At 70.2% G+C, this 14,076-nt stretch carries 14 protein-coding genes and 1 CRISPR repeat array; of the genes, 10 read left to right on the forward strand and 4 right to left on the reverse strand.

The annotated features are described in order from the left end of the window. The first annotated feature begins 87 nt into the window (after window positions 1-87). On the forward strand, window positions 88-936 hold the full coding sequence (locus tag CP973_RS23650; RefSeq protein ID WP_167538498.1) for a nucleotidyl transferase AbiEii/AbiGii toxin family protein: 849 nt from the start codon (window positions 88-90) through the stop codon (window positions 934-936). Between the two features lie 67 nt (window positions 937-1,003). On the opposite strand, the gene CP973_RS23655 is transcribed toward CP973_RS23650, so the two are convergent. From CP973_RS23655 to CP973_RS23665, 3 genes are all read right to left on the reverse strand, one after another. Then, window positions 1,004-2,194 carry a hypothetical protein gene (locus CP973_RS23655; protein ID WP_244409964.1) on the reverse strand — a complete coding sequence of 397 codons (1,191 nt, stop codon included), beginning with the start codon at window positions 2,192-2,194 and terminating at the stop codon, window positions 1,004-1,006. Window positions 2,195-2,310: 116 nt separating this feature from the next. Further along, a complete protein-coding gene (locus CP973_RS23660; protein ID WP_244409965.1) occupies window positions 2,311-3,378 on the reverse strand; it encodes a hypothetical protein in 1,068 nt (355 codons plus the stop codon). A gap of 278 nt (window positions 3,379-3,656) precedes the next feature. After that, window positions 3,657-4,370: a hypothetical protein gene (locus CP973_RS23665; protein WP_150244779.1), complete on the reverse strand. Its 714-nt coding sequence runs from the start codon at window positions 4,368-4,370 to the stop codon at window positions 3,657-3,659. Between the two features lie 232 nt (window positions 4,371-4,602). Between CP973_RS23665 and cas1e the strand changes: the two genes are divergently transcribed. The 5 genes from cas1e to CP973_RS23685 all read left to right on the forward strand — a co-directional run bounded on the left by cas1e (window position 4,603) and on the right by CP973_RS23685 (window position 9,109). Beyond that, complete coding sequence (gene cas1e, locus CP973_RS23670; RefSeq protein WP_150244782.1) at window positions 4,603-5,550, forward strand: type I-E CRISPR-associated endonuclease Cas1e; 948 nt, start codon at window positions 4,603-4,605, stop codon at window positions 5,548-5,550. Beyond that, window positions 5,547-5,912 carry a type I-E CRISPR-associated endoribonuclease Cas2e gene (gene cas2e, locus CP973_RS23675; protein WP_150244785.1) on the forward strand — a complete coding sequence of 122 codons (366 nt, stop codon included), beginning with the start codon at window positions 5,547-5,549 and terminating at the stop codon, window positions 5,910-5,912. Before cas1e ends, cas2e begins: the two co-directional genes overlap by 4 nt. A 128-nt stretch (window positions 5,913-6,040) precedes the next feature. After that, a CRISPR array of direct repeats spans window positions 6,041-6,936; the repeat unit is 29 nt; unit sequence GTGGTCCCCGCGCGTGCGGGGCTGTTCCC. Between the two features lie 632 nt (window positions 6,937-7,568). Further along, complete coding sequence (locus CP973_RS23680; RefSeq protein ID WP_341874855.1) at window positions 7,569-8,180, forward strand: alpha/beta fold hydrolase; 612 nt, start codon at window positions 7,569-7,571, stop codon at window positions 8,178-8,180. A 31-nt stretch (window positions 8,181-8,211) separates the two neighbouring features. Beyond that, a complete protein-coding gene (locus tag CP973_RS41665; protein WP_341874889.1) occupies window positions 8,212-8,334 on the forward strand; it encodes a hypothetical protein in 123 nt (40 codons plus the stop codon). A gap of 61 nt (window positions 8,335-8,395) precedes the next feature. After that, the gene (locus CP973_RS23685; protein WP_208853395.1) at window positions 8,396-9,109 is read left to right on the forward strand and encodes an IS256 family transposase; all 714 of its coding nucleotides are present in this window, start codon (window positions 8,396-8,398) and stop codon (window positions 9,107-9,109) included. On the opposite strand, the gene CP973_RS23690 is transcribed toward CP973_RS23685, so the two are convergent. After that, a complete protein-coding gene (locus CP973_RS23690) occupies window positions 9,073-9,876 on the reverse strand; it encodes an MBL fold metallo-hydrolase (RefSeq protein ID WP_150244788.1) in 804 nt (267 codons plus the stop codon). The genes CP973_RS23685 and CP973_RS23690 overlap by 37 nt on opposite strands. 56 nt (window positions 9,877-9,932) lie before the next feature. Here CP973_RS23690 and CP973_RS23695 point away from each other — a divergent pair, with 56 nt between their 5' ends. From CP973_RS23695 to cas5e, 4 genes are all read left to right on the forward strand, one after another. After that, the gene (locus CP973_RS23695; protein ID WP_150241238.1) at window positions 9,933-10,706 is read left to right on the forward strand and encodes a transposase; all 774 of its coding nucleotides are present in this window, start codon (window positions 9,933-9,935) and stop codon (window positions 10,704-10,706) included. A gap of 970 nt (window positions 10,707-11,676) precedes the next feature. Then, window positions 11,677-12,576 carry a hypothetical protein gene (locus CP973_RS23700; protein ID WP_150244791.1) on the forward strand — a complete coding sequence of 300 codons (900 nt, stop codon included), beginning with the start codon at window positions 11,677-11,679 and terminating at the stop codon, window positions 12,574-12,576. Window positions 12,577-12,705: 129 nt separating this feature from the next. Further along, complete coding sequence (locus CP973_RS41460) at window positions 12,706-13,347, forward strand: type I-E CRISPR-associated protein Cas7/Cse4/CasC (RefSeq protein WP_280119029.1); 642 nt, start codon at window positions 12,706-12,708, stop codon at window positions 13,345-13,347. After that, a complete protein-coding gene (gene cas5e, locus CP973_RS23710) occupies window positions 13,344-14,069 on the forward strand; it encodes a type I-E CRISPR-associated protein Cas5/CasD (protein WP_244409967.1) in 726 nt (241 codons plus the stop codon). The genes CP973_RS41460 and cas5e overlap by 4 nt, the downstream gene beginning before the upstream one ends. The last annotated feature ends 7 nt before the right edge of the window (window positions 14,070-14,076 follow it).

Raw genomic sequence — 14,076 nt, forward strand, 5'->3', positions numbered from 1 at the left:
AGGGAGTACCAGACGACGTCACACGACATGTGCGGCTCCGGCCTCGGCGCTGGCTGGGGCTCCCGTCCCCTCGCGGACCGTCACCATGTGCTGGCCTTCGCGATCACCTTGCACAGCCTCCGCACGGCGCTCGCCTCCGACAGCTGGTACCTCAAGGGCTCCGCGGCGCTGTCCGCGTGGATCGGTCCGGCTTTCCGCCTTCCCAACGACCTCGACCTTGTCGTGCCGGCGAAGGCAGCAGCACAACGTCTTCTCGTACCGAGCATGCTGCCGCCCGGTCCGCGCGGAGAGTCGCTGCACGTGGTCCGCCACGAGCCGGTCGTGTTCAGCTCCGGCTCGTCGCCCGCGGTGCACCGGGCGCTGGTGGAGATCAGGGGGCCGCAGATGCTGCCGCCCGTACTCCTCGGCCTGAATCTCGCGCAGAAGGCAGAGGGACTGACCCGGGAACAGATCACGTGGCTCGACTTCCCTGGTCCGGCAGGGGCCGTCACCGTGCCGTCGATCACCGGAAACCGCTTCTTGACGCAGAAACTCGTGCGCTACAGCCGACTGCGCAGCGGCGGCCGCATCAACACCCACTGGCGTGACCTTGCCGACATGCTCCTCGCCGTCGCTCACCCCGCCTTCCCTCCCCTGCGGCTGGCCGCACTGCGCCGAGACCTGGTCACCGAGATGACGGAGCACGGCCGCACTCCCCCCGACCGCCTCCCGACGCCACCCGCCGAGTGGCTCGACTTCTGGGACACGGCCACGTTCGTGGATCGGCTTCCGTTCGGACGCCTGCCTGAGGCGGCGGGGAAACTGGCGCGCTTCTGGGAGCCCGTACTGCGTTGCCCGGAGCCCGTGCCGGGGGGAAAGACCGATCCGATGGACGCGGTATGGAGTCCCGACGCGTGGCGCTGGAACGCCCTCTGCCCTTCCAGCACCCCCTGCTGAGCGAACACGGCCGCCCTCTGCGGGCCTTCGGCGCTGCACCACCGGCAGCGCGAGCCTGCGATCTACCTCAGCACAAGCGTGAGAAGGCGCGGTGGGCCGACAGCGGCAGGTGCTCCAACCACCAGTCACGCCACCGCCGGGCGTGGAGCAGGTGGTGATGACCTGGCTGTCCTTCTCCCGCACGCGCGAGGCCGGTGAGAAAGTCCATCGCGTACGTGGTCGCCTCGGCGTCCAGTGACTGTCCGAATGCATGCGTCTCGGCCTGCGGGACCGCGGCCCCCTTCAACGTCTTGGTCACATGGAGGCTGAAGTGAGCGCGCTCGCGCACTGCGGTGACATCCATAGAGGTCATGGGGGCCATGCCGGCACCGCTGTGCATGCGCCCCACGGTGCGCCGGTTGGCCAGGGAAACGGCCGTCCGGAGTGTCGCCTCGTCCGGGACCAACCCGCTGAGTCCGTCGCCCAGGGTCGCGTACAGGCGGCCGTTCGGCCGTACGGCGTCACTCAGAGCGCGCAGGTGTTCCGCCAGGTCCGTCTCCCGAGCCAAGCGGAGGCGGTACGCCGTACTCAGAACCGCGGACGTGTCCAGCCTTCCGGCACACCAGGTCTCCGCCAGGGGCAGGAGCTGTTGGGCGTTGCCCTCGGTGAGACGCCCGCCGTCAGCGCGACGCATGGTGCCCCACTCGATGTCGTGCACGTCCGTGACCGCGTAATGATCGGCGGGCGTGCGCGCCGCGACGGCTCCGGCCCAGCCGTCGGCCGACGGCACGCCTGGCAGCCGTGGATCCTCGCCGGGTGCGGCGCCGCCTGCACCGCCAGCGCCGCCCAGAGGCCGTACCAGCACTCCGGCCAGCAGCGACGCGGCCTGCACCGGGCTCAGTGCGTGCCGAGCCCGGTCGATCACCGGTGCGCTGCGAGCCTCCCTCAGGTCGGGGCGGTCACGCCGCAGCCGGGCAGCCATCGACACCTCGTAGCAGGCGGACAGCAAGGACTCACGTCGCTGCCCGACATCGCCATCCAGCCGCACCCGCTTCCATGCCCACCCGTGCCGCACCGCCTGACCGAACCGCAAACGGGGAGGCCCCGCCGCGCCGGGACACGTGAGCACCAGGTCCTTGCCGTAGTACGAGGCCATCCACCGGCCGGTCCGCGTACCGTCTGCCACCAGCGCAAGACTGTCTCGCACCCGGCGCAGACCGGCGTCGTGGTCCCCGCTGTCCTCCACAGTGGCGCGCAGCGCGCTGGTCACGACGGCCATGGTGACCACGTGCCCACGCCCACACTCCTCGGCGACCCGGCCGAGGACATCCCCCGCGTCCGGGCAGCCCGTCGGAAATCCCGGCGCGTGCCGGGGCGGCCAGAGGAACGCGGGCCTCACCGCCGCCGCCTGCGGCGGTGGAAGAGAGAAGTGAACAGACGTCGCAGGCCAGGAAAGGCGATCATGAGCAGCACCGTGGTCAGACAGGTGATGCCCAACGTGCGGTACAAGGATGCCGCGTCCGCCTGCGACAGGCCCTGCCAGATCGCCAGCCCGGTCGCCAGCGGGAGGCCGATCGCGGCCAGCAGGCCGAGGATGGCGTTGGTCGTCTCGGTCTCGGCCGCCTGCACCTGCCTGGCCAGCTCGCCCAAGTCAGTGACCAGGCTCTGCAGGGCTTCGGGCAGCCCGCAGCCTCGCCGCACGTTCCGCACGATCGCCGTGCACGCGGCCTGACGTCCGAAGTCCGCGGCCCAGTAACTGCGGCGGAAGATGAGCAGGTCCCGTTCCATCTGCCCCACCTTGCGGCGCAAGGGCTCGCTCTCCCCCATACGGGCCACTTCCCGCCCGAACGCGTCGAGGACGATCTGCTGCAGGCCGGCCAGTGCCAGCGCGTCGGCGTACAGAGTCGACAGGTGATAGCTGGAACCGTCGTAGTACTGGTAATCCGACGCCTGCTCCGGGTTGGGGTCAGCCGCAGTCCCCACCATGCACAGCCCCCGCGCACCCGCCACCCCCCGCACATGGGCCGGGAGCCGGAGCCGTGACTCCTCCAGTTCTTCCCCCGCCTCGATCGGGAGCGCGTACTCCGTCGTGTTGAGCAATTTCCAGAGCCATTGCCCGGCCGCGTCAAGTCCCGAATTCTCGTCCAGACGTGGCAGTTCACGCCGTGCGGTGACGAACACACCGTGGTTCATCTTGCGCTGCGTTTCAGCGATGCGACAACCGTTCGGCAACTGCCCGGAGACCCATTGACGCTGCGCGCCATGACGGTGCTGCCTGTCGATGTCCACACAGAACTGCAGAGCCTTGGGTAAGTCCGCCGGTCGAACAGCAGGAAGCGTGCCGTGCAACAGGGCCACGCCATTCGCTGCCGCAGGCGTCTCCATATCCATGAGCGCGGCGTTCATCGAGCCACCGAGCCTGACCAATTCGATGGCGTTGAGTCGGAAGCCGGCGGGAGACACCGCCGCCTCCTCCCACTCCCTGTGCCACCGCACATCAGGCGCCCACAGCAGGGGTACGAGTTGGGGGCTGGTGTACGCGGTACGCCTATCGGCATGTGACACGACCTCGTTAGGGCGCCCTACCCGCCAGCGGCGTTCGAGCGGCCCAGGGGTGTACGTGTCATTCGGCGCTTGATCGATGCGCACAGCCGCGACCAGAACCGCCTCCCGACGGAACAGCGCGTCCGGCTCCTCGGGCCCGGGGCCGGAGGAACCAGGGCGCCCCGGAAGCGGGCCACTCACCGCAACACCGCCAAGGCATCGCGCAAGTGCTGCCGTCTTTCATCGTGGTCAAGGCAACGCCACGGCTTCATCGCGGGAAGCGGTGTCTCGCCATCCGACAACACGCGGGAGTACTGCCGTTGCGGTGCCCCTCTGGCCACAAGCGTCATGGCACCGGCCAGGGCATGCGCCCGATGAAAGACGAATGCCTCCATCCCGTAATTCCGTCCGGCGGAAAGGACATGAGTATTCCTGCGATCGACGACTGCAGTCTCCCCGCGTGACATGTCGAAGCAATGCCTGCCGCCGACAAGCCTGTAACGAGCCACAGGGAACGCCCTCTCGACGCCCTCGTCATCCCTCTTACGGCCAGCACCACCGGAGGTGACAGTCACGTCTGTCAAGGTATGGGAGACCTCGCCGCGTAATACGAGGGAAGAAAATGCCCATCGATGGTCATGTACGTCGGCATCCATACTGTCCGCGTGCCACACATGCAAAAAGAACCTGGTGGCACCGTCGCCGGTCTGCGCAAGCGGCAACTTGACGAAACCGTTCGGATGAATGATGGCCTGCGGCTCGCGAGGCGGAACAAGCCCCTCGACAAAGCGCTGTTCCAGGGCTGCCAGCAGGGCGATACCGCTCAGTTCCTCACAGACATCCGGAGGGCCAGGGAACACACCCGGTCCTAAGGGCCGAGCGTCATCTGCACGGGCGGGCACCTCCGCCATGAGCCCTCCCCTTGCCTCTACTCTCCCTTGGAGTGATGAATCACCATAGTCGAGGAAGAGTTGGCCGGCCTACCGCTGCGTGGGGTTGGTCCCCTTGGAGCTGTTGTCATGGCGCACGGCCCCTCGGTGGGCCCCGTGCGGAGCTGGTCCCGGGTCGCCCGGGTGGCGAAGGATGGGGCAAGTCCAAGGCGTACGGCTGCGGCCTGATGACGCTGGCCGCGGCAGGCGGCCGATGAGCACCGTCAGCCGCCGCAGCACCTCCACCCCACGCGAACTGGCCCGGGTCGGCGACCGGCTCTCCTTCATCTATCTGGAACGGTGCACCGTGCACCGCGACGACAACGCCATCACCGCCACCGACACCGACGGCACCACCCACATCCCGGCCGCCACCATCGGCACCCTCCTGCTGGGCCCCGGCACCCGCATCACCCACCAGGCCATGTCCGTCCTCGGCGAATGCGGCGCCGGCGTGCTCTGGGTCGGCGAGCACGGCGTACGGTTCTACGCCGGCGGCCGCGCCCTGACCCGCTCCTCGGCCCTGGCCGAAGCCCAAGCGACGGCCTGGGCCAACCAGCGCACCCGGCTGGAGGTGGCCCGCGCCATGTACCACCTGCGCTTTCCCGACGAAGACCCCACCGGACGCACCCGCCAGGACCTGCTGTCCATGGAAGGCCGCCGCCTCAAAGACTGCTACCGCCGCGAATCCGCCCGCACCGGCGTCCCCTGGAAGCGCCGCGACTACCACCGCGACAACTTCGCCGCCGGCGACGCCCCCAACCAGGCCGTCACCGCCACCGCCCAGTGCCTGTACGGCATCGCCCACGCCGTCGTCACCGCCCTGGGCTGCTCCCCGGCTCTCGGCTTCGTCCACTCCGGCCACGAACGCTCCTTCGTCCTGGACATCGCCGACCTCTACAAAACCGACACCGCCATCCCCGCCGCCTTCGACGCCGCCGCCGACGGCCTCGACGACGTGGCCTCCCGCACCCGCCGCGCCCTGCGCACCCGCATCAACGACACCAACCTCCTCGACCGCTGCGTCAACGACATCAAAACCCTCCTCCACCACAACGACGCCCCCGACGCCATGGATCGCGAAGACCGCATGACCCTGCAGTCGGACGGCGACACCCGCCTGGACAGCGGCCGCAACTACGGCGACGAGGTGCTGTGGTGACCGTCATCATCCTCGCCAACTGCCCCGCCGGCCTGCGCGGCTTCCTCGCCCGCTGGCTCCTGGAAATCTCCCCCGGCGTCTTCCTCGGCTCCCCCACCGCCCGCATCCGCGACCTGCTGTGGGACGAAGTCCGCCAGTACTCCGACAAAGGCCGCGCCCTCCTCGTCCACCAGACCGACACCGAACAAGGCTTCACCTTCCGCACCCACCACCACGCCTGGCACCCCACCGACCACGAAGGCCTCACCCTCCTCCACCGCCCAGCCCCCCGAACCACCCCACCGGAAACCGGCCGCCCGCCCCAGCCCCCGAAACAGAACTGGAGCAAAGCCGCCCAACGCCGCAAATACGGCCGCCGATAACCACCCCAGCCCGCGTCCCACATGAATGGAGCAGCCCGCCAATGCCAGAATATATGCCTGTTATGTCGGAATCCCTGGAAGTAAGTAAAAACCCGTCCCTCGCCTGACAAAGCCGCTGGTCACGGCCTGTGGTCCCCGCGCGTGCGGGGCTGTTCCCTGCTCCTGGCTCCGGTGTGCACGTGTCCTGTCGTGGTCCCCGCGCGTGCGGGGCTGTTCCCGTCGCGGAAGCGCCGGACCTCGTCGAGCGTGTGTGGTCCCCGCGCGTGCGGGGCTGTTCCCAGTGCGGGCAAGGCGGGTGTCAACGCGCAGATGTGGTCCCCGCGCGTGCGGGGCTGTTCCCGCGCCACCAGGGCGCAAGAGGCGGAAACCATCGTGGTCCCCGCGCGTGCGGGGCTGTTCCCTGGCCCGCTGTGCCGCCCCGGTAGCGCTTCCACGCCGCGGCATCGTGGTCCCCGCGCGTGCGGGGCTGTTCCCGACCCCCGCTTCGCCCACATGGCCCGCCACCGGTGGTCCCCGCGCGTGCGGGGCTGTTCCCCATCCGACACGCTGGTAGGCCACGACGATTGCGTGGTCCCCGCGCGTGCGGGGCTGTTCCCCCGATCGTCCTGATCAGCATCGCGATCGCCGCGTGGTCCCCGCGCGTGCGGGGCTGTTCCCGGCATCGACCCCCACACGGTGGCCCTGCGTTGGTGGTCCCCGCGCGTGCGGGGCTGTTCCCGCCGGGTGACGGCGCCCGGCCCACGCGAGGTTGTGGTCCCCGCGCGTGCGGGGCTGTTCCCCGAGACCGTAACCCGTGACGGTCGCCGTTTCGGTGGTCCCCGCGCGTGCGGGGCTGTTCCCGGCCAACGCCACCAAAATGATCACGAGGTACGGTGGTCCCCACGCGTGCGGGGCTGTTCCCTGGACGTCGAAGACCGCGCGCGTCACCGCCAAGTGGTCCCCACGCGTGCGGGGGTGCCCCCTGGGCCTTGTGTTGCGCCGAGCGAATAGCCCAGTGGTCCCCGCGCATGCGGGGCTGCTCCCGGAGGCGCCGCATAGCGCAGGAGGGAGACCCCGTTGATTCCGCGCGTGCGGGGGTTGATGCCTTTTCGGAGCGCGTCGTCGCACTCTTTAAGGAGTGGTCCCCGCCCGCGCGGGGTTGATCCCCCCTGTTCGGGGAAGATCATCGCCACGCAGTGGCCCCCGCCCGTGCGAGGCTGTGCCCGCGTCACCGTCCTGTACCGCGTCCACTCCGGAGTGGTCCCCGCACGTGCAGGACCGTTCCACCACCGAGCGCGGGCAGCATCTCCGCGCGGATGTGGTCCCCGCGCGTGCGGGGCTGTTCCCGAACCCACCCCCCTGCGCCTGGACCACATCCTGTGGTCCCCGCGCGTGCGGGGCTGTTCCCTGATCGGCGATCCTCTCGCCGACGCGGCGGCCGTGGTCCCCGCGCGTGCGGGGCTGTTCCGCCGTCGCCAGGGTTTGCCGGTCGATGTCCTCGTGGTCCCCGCGCGTGCGGGGCTGTTCCCGGGAACCAGGTCACGGTGCCGTGCGACGCGTGGTGGTCCCCGCGCGTGCGGGGTTGTTCCCTGAACTCGGTCGGGTGTAGCTCGTTTCGAGTGAGGGCGAAGAGGCTGGTCAGCGCCGGTGTCAGTGGTAGCGCATAGCATCCGGATCATGCGTGAGTTCTTCATGGCCGGTGGGCGGCGACTGTCGTATGTGGACTTCGGTGGGCCGGGGGCCCCGCTGCTGGCCTTGCACGGGCATTACAACGAGGCGTCGGCGTTTGCGCCTTTGGCCGAGGCGCTCGCGCCGCGGTGGCGGGTGATCGCTCTCGATCAGCGTGGTCACGGTGAGTCTGATCGTGGCGAGAGTTACGACCGGGACGACTACGTGGACGATGTCGCCGTCTGGCATCGGCATTTGGGCCTGGGTGCGGTAGCGGTGCTGGGCCACTCGCTGGGTGGCGTGAACGCGTACCAATACGCCGCTCGGCATGCGGACCGGGTCTCCGCGTTGATCGTCGAGGACATCGGCGCGGTCGTGGACAGCGACTGGTCGTTCACCTTGCGCCTGCCCCGCCAGACGCCGTCGCGGCAGGAGTTGGTGAGCGCGCTCGGGCCGGTGGCGGTCTATCTGGAGTGTTGCTTCCGCCGCGCGGGCGATTGCTGGGGGGTTCTCCTTCTATGTCGAGGACACGGTGGCGTCGCAGAAGGCACTGAGCGGAGAGCACTGGCGGGACTGGGCAGCGGTGGCTTGCCCCACCCTGCTGATCCGGGGAACCAGTAGCGAGGAGCTGGCCGCCGGCCATGCCCGGGAGATGATCGCCCGGCGTGCCGGCAAGGCGCATCTGCTTGAGCTGCCCGCCGGGCATGTCGTGCACCACGACGCTGCGGAGCAGTTCGCCGCCGCTGTCGAGGACTTTCTGGAAAATCCCGGCTGAAGTCCGGGCTGTCTCACGCCGCGAGGGTGTATCCGGCCTGGTCGGGGGCGTCGTGGACGCGATGGTGTTCGCGCCTGAGGTGTCCCGCTCCTGCGTCCTGGCCCTGATGGGCGTGCGCGCCGACGGCAGCAAGGAGCTGATCGCGCTCGCCGAGGGGCTGCGCGAGTCGACCGAGTCCTGGGCCGGCCTCCTGCGGGACTGCCGTCGGCGCGGCATGCGCGATCCCGAGCTCGTCGTCGGCGACGGGGCCATTGGGCTGTGGCGGGCCCTGACCCAGGTGTTTCTGCAGGCCAGACACCAAAGGTGCTGGGTTCACAAAACTCGGAACGTGGTCGACGCGCTGCCGAAATCGGCCCAGCCCGGCGCGAAGAGGGCGCTGCAAGAGATCTACAACGCCGAGGACCGCGACCACGCAGAGAAGGCGGTGAAGGACTTCGGGCGCGCCTACGGCGCGAAGTGGCCCAAGGCCGTCAAGAAGATCACCGACGACGTCGGTGAACTCCTGGCGTTCTACGACTTCCCGGCCGAGCACTGGGTCCACCTGCGCACGGCAAATCCGATCGAGTCGACCTTCAGCACAGTAAAGCTGCGGACCAAGGTCGCCCGCGGCGCCGGCAGCCCGGCTGCGACCCTGGCGATGGTGTTCAAGCTCGCCGAGTCCGCCCAGGCCCGCTGGCGCGCGATCACCGCACCCCACCTCGTCGCCCTCGTCCGATCCGGAACCATCTTCGAACGCGGTCAGCTCTTCGAGCGTACCGAGGCGGTCGTGGCCTGACCGATCGTGAAGGTGGCACCAGGGGCTGCGTAGTCGACAGGACCGTCGAACCGGGCCGAGGCGCGTGCCACCGCCTGCTGCGGGGTGAGGAAGCGGCCGACATGTGTGACGACCAGCCGGTCCGCCCGGGCCGCGCGGGCAGTGTCGCCGGCGTCCTCGGGTGTGTGGTGCACCTGGTCACCCTCGGCTGGCGCCTGTGCGCTCTCGGCCTCGCACAGCAGCACGTCGCATCCCTCGGCCAGCTCTGTGAGACTCGGGCACGGCGCGGTGTCCCCGGAGTACACCAGCGACCTGCCGGCCGCCTCGATGCGCACGGCGAACGCCGGGATGCCGTGCGCTACCGCCCGGCTGGTCAGCCGCAACGAGCCGATGGTCGCCTGATGCCCGTCGTGCAACTCGGTAACAGCGAAGGCGGATTCGATCGGACTGCGGGCCGATGTGTTGGTGAGGAATCCGGCCAGCCGGTCGGCAGTTCCCGGCGGGCCGAAGAGGGGAATCGGCGCTGCCAGGCGGATGTCCGCGTAAAGGGCGCCGTAGTACGCGGTGAGCAGGTCCGCGCTGTGATCGGCGTGCAGGTGGGAGATCCAGATCGCGTCGAGCTCGTCCAGCCGCACGTGCCGTTGGAGCGGGCCGAGCGTCCCGCTCCCCGCGTCCACCCAGATCCGGCTGTCGCCGTTCGACACCAGATAGCCCGAACACGGGTTGTCCACGCTCGGGTACGGCGTCGCGCACCCCAGGATCGTAAGTCGAAGAAGCTCATCACTCATCCCGGGATCCTAGAGGCTGTCCCGTAACTGCCGGTCAGAGGTGAGACGATCTTGCCGTGGCTGGTGTGATCAAGGCGTCGGATCCCTCGTGGATAGGTCCGTTCACCGGGCTGAGCCCACGGCAGTTCAACAAGCTGATCACCGCGTTGCGGCGCGAGGGCGCCGATCCGGTCCGCAAGGGCCGGCCGTGGTCGTTGCCGCTTGAGGACCGGGTGCTGCTGGTGGCCGCGTACTGGCGCACCAACCTCACCCTGCGCCAACTCGCCCCGCTCTTCGGCATCTCCAAGTCCGCGGCCGACCGGATCGTCGGCCACCTCGGACCGGCTCTCGCCCTCCAACCCCGGCGGCGGTTCCGCAAGAACACCGTGCTCATCGTGGACGGCACGCTGGTCCCCACCCGCGACCGGGCCGTGGCCGCCTCCAGCAAGAACTACCGTTACTCCACTAACCATCAGGTCGTCATCGACGCCGACTCCTGCCTGGTCGTCGCCGTCGGCAAGCCGCTGCCCGGCAACCGCAACGACTGCCGGGCCTGGGAGGACTCCGGCGCGAAGGCTGCCGTCGGCACCACCCCCATGGTGATCGCAGACGGCGGCTACCGCGGTACCGGCTTGACCATCCCGCACTACCGCCGGCGCAAGGACGAAGAACTGCCCGCCTGGAAGGAAGAGCACAACGCCTCCCACCGCAAGGTCCGTGCCCGCGTCGAGCACGCCTTCGCTCACATGAAGAGCTGGAAGATCCTGCGCGACTGCCGCCTCAGAGGCCACGGCGCCCACCACGCCATGCTCGGCATCGCCCGCCTGCACAACCTGACCCTCACCGGATGACAAGCAAACGAGCAGCTCAACCTGCACGTCCCTGGTGATTTACGGGACAGCCTCTAGAACGCACGATCCACAGGTTTGACAGTTTTCCGACGATCAACGCACCGCCGCCGACCGGGCCTGCCACTACCTGGCCAACAACACCGACTTCACCCACTACGACCAGTCCCTGGAAGCTGGCTGGCCGATCGCCAGTGGCGTCATCAAGGGAGCGGCACGCCATTTCATAGCGGGCAGACTCGACATCACCGGTTCCCGCTGGAGCATCCCCGGCGCCGAAGCCGTCCTCACCCTGCGGGCCGTGATCCGCAACAGGGAGCCTCCCGGAGTACTGAACATTCCATGTCGAGAGGGATCGCGAACGCCTCTATCCCCATACCGACCAGCACAACTACAAGCTCACGGCCTGACCGACGACCTCACTGCGCGAGAGCCACACCCAACTCGGTCTGCCCTGGGAGGCGTTGTTCGGTGGTCCCCGCGCGTGCGGGGCTGTTCCCCGCGCTAAGGAGGCCGCGGTGTCGTACGTGCCGTGGTCCCCGGGCGTGCGGGGCTTTCCCCAGACCCGACGTGTACGCCGCGACCTGGTGGCGCATGGTCCCCGCCCGCGCGGGGTTGCTCCCGCACCACCGCCACGTACACCGGACGCAGGTACCGGCGGCGCGCGGGTGTATACCCGGTGCCCGCGGGAGGCAGCGAACCCCCATCAGGGGAACAGGAGCATCGGTCGCGGCACGAACCAGCTCTGCAGGGCACGCTGTCTCGCGGGGTGGTGGAGAAAGTCTGTGGATGCTGTCGTGTGCGCCGCGGGCTGACGTTGCGCAGCGAATGGTCGTTCGATCTGGGTCGTTAAACCGCGGTTAAGCAGCGGTGCAGGGCTGCCTCAGCGTCCTTTAGGTGTCTGCTGGCGGTTTCTTGGCGCTGGTGGCGTGTGCTGTGGCTGTTCTGCTGCCCGTGCCGAAGGAGGCTTCCGATGGCCGCAGCCCGTCGAACGCGCGATCGGAGGTACCGGCGTCTGCCGCTGGATCTGGTGCGGGAGGAGTTCGCCCGCCTGGCGGGCGGGTCCGGCCCGCTGGCGGTGGACGGGACGGCCTTCGCCGGTCTGCCCGACCGGGTGCTGGGGCTGGGCGAATTGCGGGGACTGCTGCTGCGGCCGGAGTGCCCGGCAGCGGTGCGTGATGCGGTGTGGGCGCATCTGGTCGCGCGGGCCCGGGCCGAGGGCGGGTGCTGGACGGTGGCGTGTGCGGGGATGGCGCTGCCGGCGCTGGTCCGGGTGGCGGCCTGGGTGGCGGCGCGCTACCCCAGTGATGTGCAGGACGCGGAGGCGGAGGTGCTGGCCGGGTTCTTCGCCGCCCTGGCCACCGTCGACATCGGCCGGTCCCACGTCCTGCTGCGGCTGGTGTGGGCGGCGCGGCGGGCCGGATTCGCCGCACTGACGGAGGCGTTGGCTGCGCCGGTGCCGGTGGCGCCGCGCTTCGGTCCGGCCCCGCCCCGGCCGGGGTGGGGGCATCCGGATCTGGTGCTGGCCCGGGCGGTGGGCGCCGCGGTGCTCACTCCCGCCGAGGCCGAGCTGATCGGGGCGACCCGGCTGGAGCGCACGCCGGTCCTCGTCTGGGCACAAGAGCACGCGGCTGCGGTGCAGGGCGTGTATGCGCGGCGCCGCCGGGCCGAGCGCCGACTGGTCACCTACCTGCGGGACGGACCCCCGCCACCGGCCACGATCCCTGGCACGAGGCCGGTGCCGGGACGCGCCGCCTGCCCAGGGGCCCCAAGAACCGCGTATCGCCCCGCACGTTACGACGGCGGCGAGGATTCCGAAGAATCTTCGGTGCCGGTGCATAAATCGGCGGCGTTTTCCGGCCTTAGGAGATGAGGGGTTTCTCAGCCCCGCCCGCCGCTCCTGGAGGAGGCCATGCCGCCCGGTTCCCGTCCGCACCCGTCGCCTCGGCGGCGCGCGGCGTCCCGCCGCGGCCGCCCGGTGCCGCGGCAGCGGTGGTGGGCGATGGTGGGCGCGGTCGCAGCGGTGGCGGTTCTGGTGGCGGCGGCGCCGGCCGCGGAGCCGGGGCGGTGGGTGTGGGCGCTGGCGACGGTGGGCCAGGTGCTGTCCAACCTCCGGACCTGGCTGATGGGCATCCTGGCCGGGCTGGCCACGGTGTTCTTGACGGTGGGCGGGGTGCGTTACCTGCTGGCCGGCGGGGATCCGGGGGAGGTGGCGAAGGCCAAGTCGGCCTTCCGCCACGCCGGTCTGGGCTATGCGCTGGCCGCGCTGGCGCCGATCGTGGTGCAGGTTCTCAAGGTCTCCCTGCCCCGGGCCAAGCGCAACAGCACCGCCCCGTACACCCTGCCCGACCTGGCCTACCTCGCCGTGCGCGAGCACCGTCCCATCTCGCTGGCCGCCGCCTTCGAAACGCCCGTGACCGCCGATGGCCGCGGCGGGTTCTCCCCCGCCTCGCGCACCGCGCTGGCCTCCTACGCGACGCAGATCAACCGGCTGACCGGCCAGCGCCGCCGGCGCTTCCACGGCCACACCACCATCGCCCCCGACGAGCAGCTGGCCGGGATCGGCGACGCCCACGACTCCTTCGACCAGCTCACCCAAGCCGCGGTCGACAGCGCCCTTCCCGCCCCCGGGCAGCCGGCATGAGCGCACTGATCCTGCGCCTGGCCGGACCACTGCAGTCCTGGGGGGAACGCTCCGCGTTCGCCCCGGTGCGCGACACGGCGCCGTTTCCCACCCGCTCCGCCCTGACGGGGATGTTCGCCGCCGCCGAAGGCATCAGCCGCGACGACAGCGGCGCCCTGCACCGCTACCGGCCGCTGCGGTTCACCATCCGCATCGACCGGCCCGGCGTCCCGCTGATCGACTACCACACCGCCGGCGGCGGCCGGCCCACCTCCCGTACGGCGGCCACCAGCGGCGGCAGCAACAAGGGCGCCGCCGTCATCACCCGCCGCCACTACCTGGCCGACGCGGTGTTCGTCGTCGCGGTCTCCGGACCCGACCCCACCATCGACCGCCTGGCCCGCGCCCTGCGCCGCCCCTGCTGGGCCCCCTACCTCGGCCGCCGCTCCTGCTGCACACCCACGCCGCCAACCCCCAGACCGAACTGCTCACCCGCGTCCCGCTCAGCCGCACCAACCAGCCGACCGACCCCGACACCACCACCCTCGCCGTCCCCTTCCTCTACGAACACCCGCCCACCAACGGACAGCCCGGCGCCGAGGCCGACATTGTCAGCGTCAACGACATCCCGCTCAGCTTCTCCCCCCAGGCCCGCGCCTACGGCTCGCGCACCCTGCACCGCACCACCGAACAGCTCCCCGCCGCCCTCGCCGGCCCCCAGCACACCCTGCTCCCCCGACTGATCGACTA

Origin of the sequence: Streptomyces albofaciens JCM 4342 (assembly GCF_008634025.1) — a bacterium.
Classification (GTDB): Bacteria; Actinomycetota; Actinomycetes; order Streptomycetales; family Streptomycetaceae; genus Streptomyces; species Streptomyces albofaciens.

Excerpts from the sequence above, each read along its gene's own strand:
- CP973_RS23655 (WP_244409964.1), bottom strand. The coding sequence starts at position 2,194 with ATGGCCGTCGTGACCAGCGCGCTGCGCGCCACTGTGGAGGACAGCGGG.
- CP973_RS23665 (WP_150244779.1), bottom strand. The coding sequence starts at position 4,370 with ATGGCGGAGGTGCCCGCCCGTGCAGATGACGCTCGGCCCTTAGGACCG.
- cas1e (WP_150244782.1), top strand. The coding sequence starts at position 4,603 with ATGAGCACCGTCAGCCGCCGCAGCACCTCCACCCCACGCGAACTGGCC.
- CP973_RS23680 (WP_341874855.1), top strand. The coding sequence starts at position 7,569 with ATGCGTGAGTTCTTCATGGCCGGTGGGCGGCGACTGTCGTATGTGGAC.
- CP973_RS41665 (WP_341874889.1), top strand. The coding sequence starts at position 8,212 with ATGATCGCCCGGCGTGCCGGCAAGGCGCATCTGCTTGAGCTGCCCGCC.
- CP973_RS23685 (WP_208853395.1), top strand. The coding sequence starts at position 8,396 with ATGGTGTTCGCGCCTGAGGTGTCCCGCTCCTGCGTCCTGGCCCTGATG.
- CP973_RS23690 (WP_150244788.1), bottom strand. The coding sequence starts at position 9,876 with ATGAGTGATGAGCTTCTTCGACTTACGATCCTGGGGTGCGCGACGCCG.
- CP973_RS23700 (WP_150244791.1), top strand. The coding sequence starts at position 11,677 with ATGGCCGCAGCCCGTCGAACGCGCGATCGGAGGTACCGGCGTCTGCCG.
- CP973_RS41460 (WP_280119029.1), top strand. The coding sequence starts at position 12,706 with ATGGTGGGCGCGGTCGCAGCGGTGGCGGTTCTGGTGGCGGCGGCGCCG.
- cas5e (WP_244409967.1), top strand. The coding sequence starts at position 13,344 with ATGAGCGCACTGATCCTGCGCCTGGCCGGACCACTGCAGTCCTGGGGG.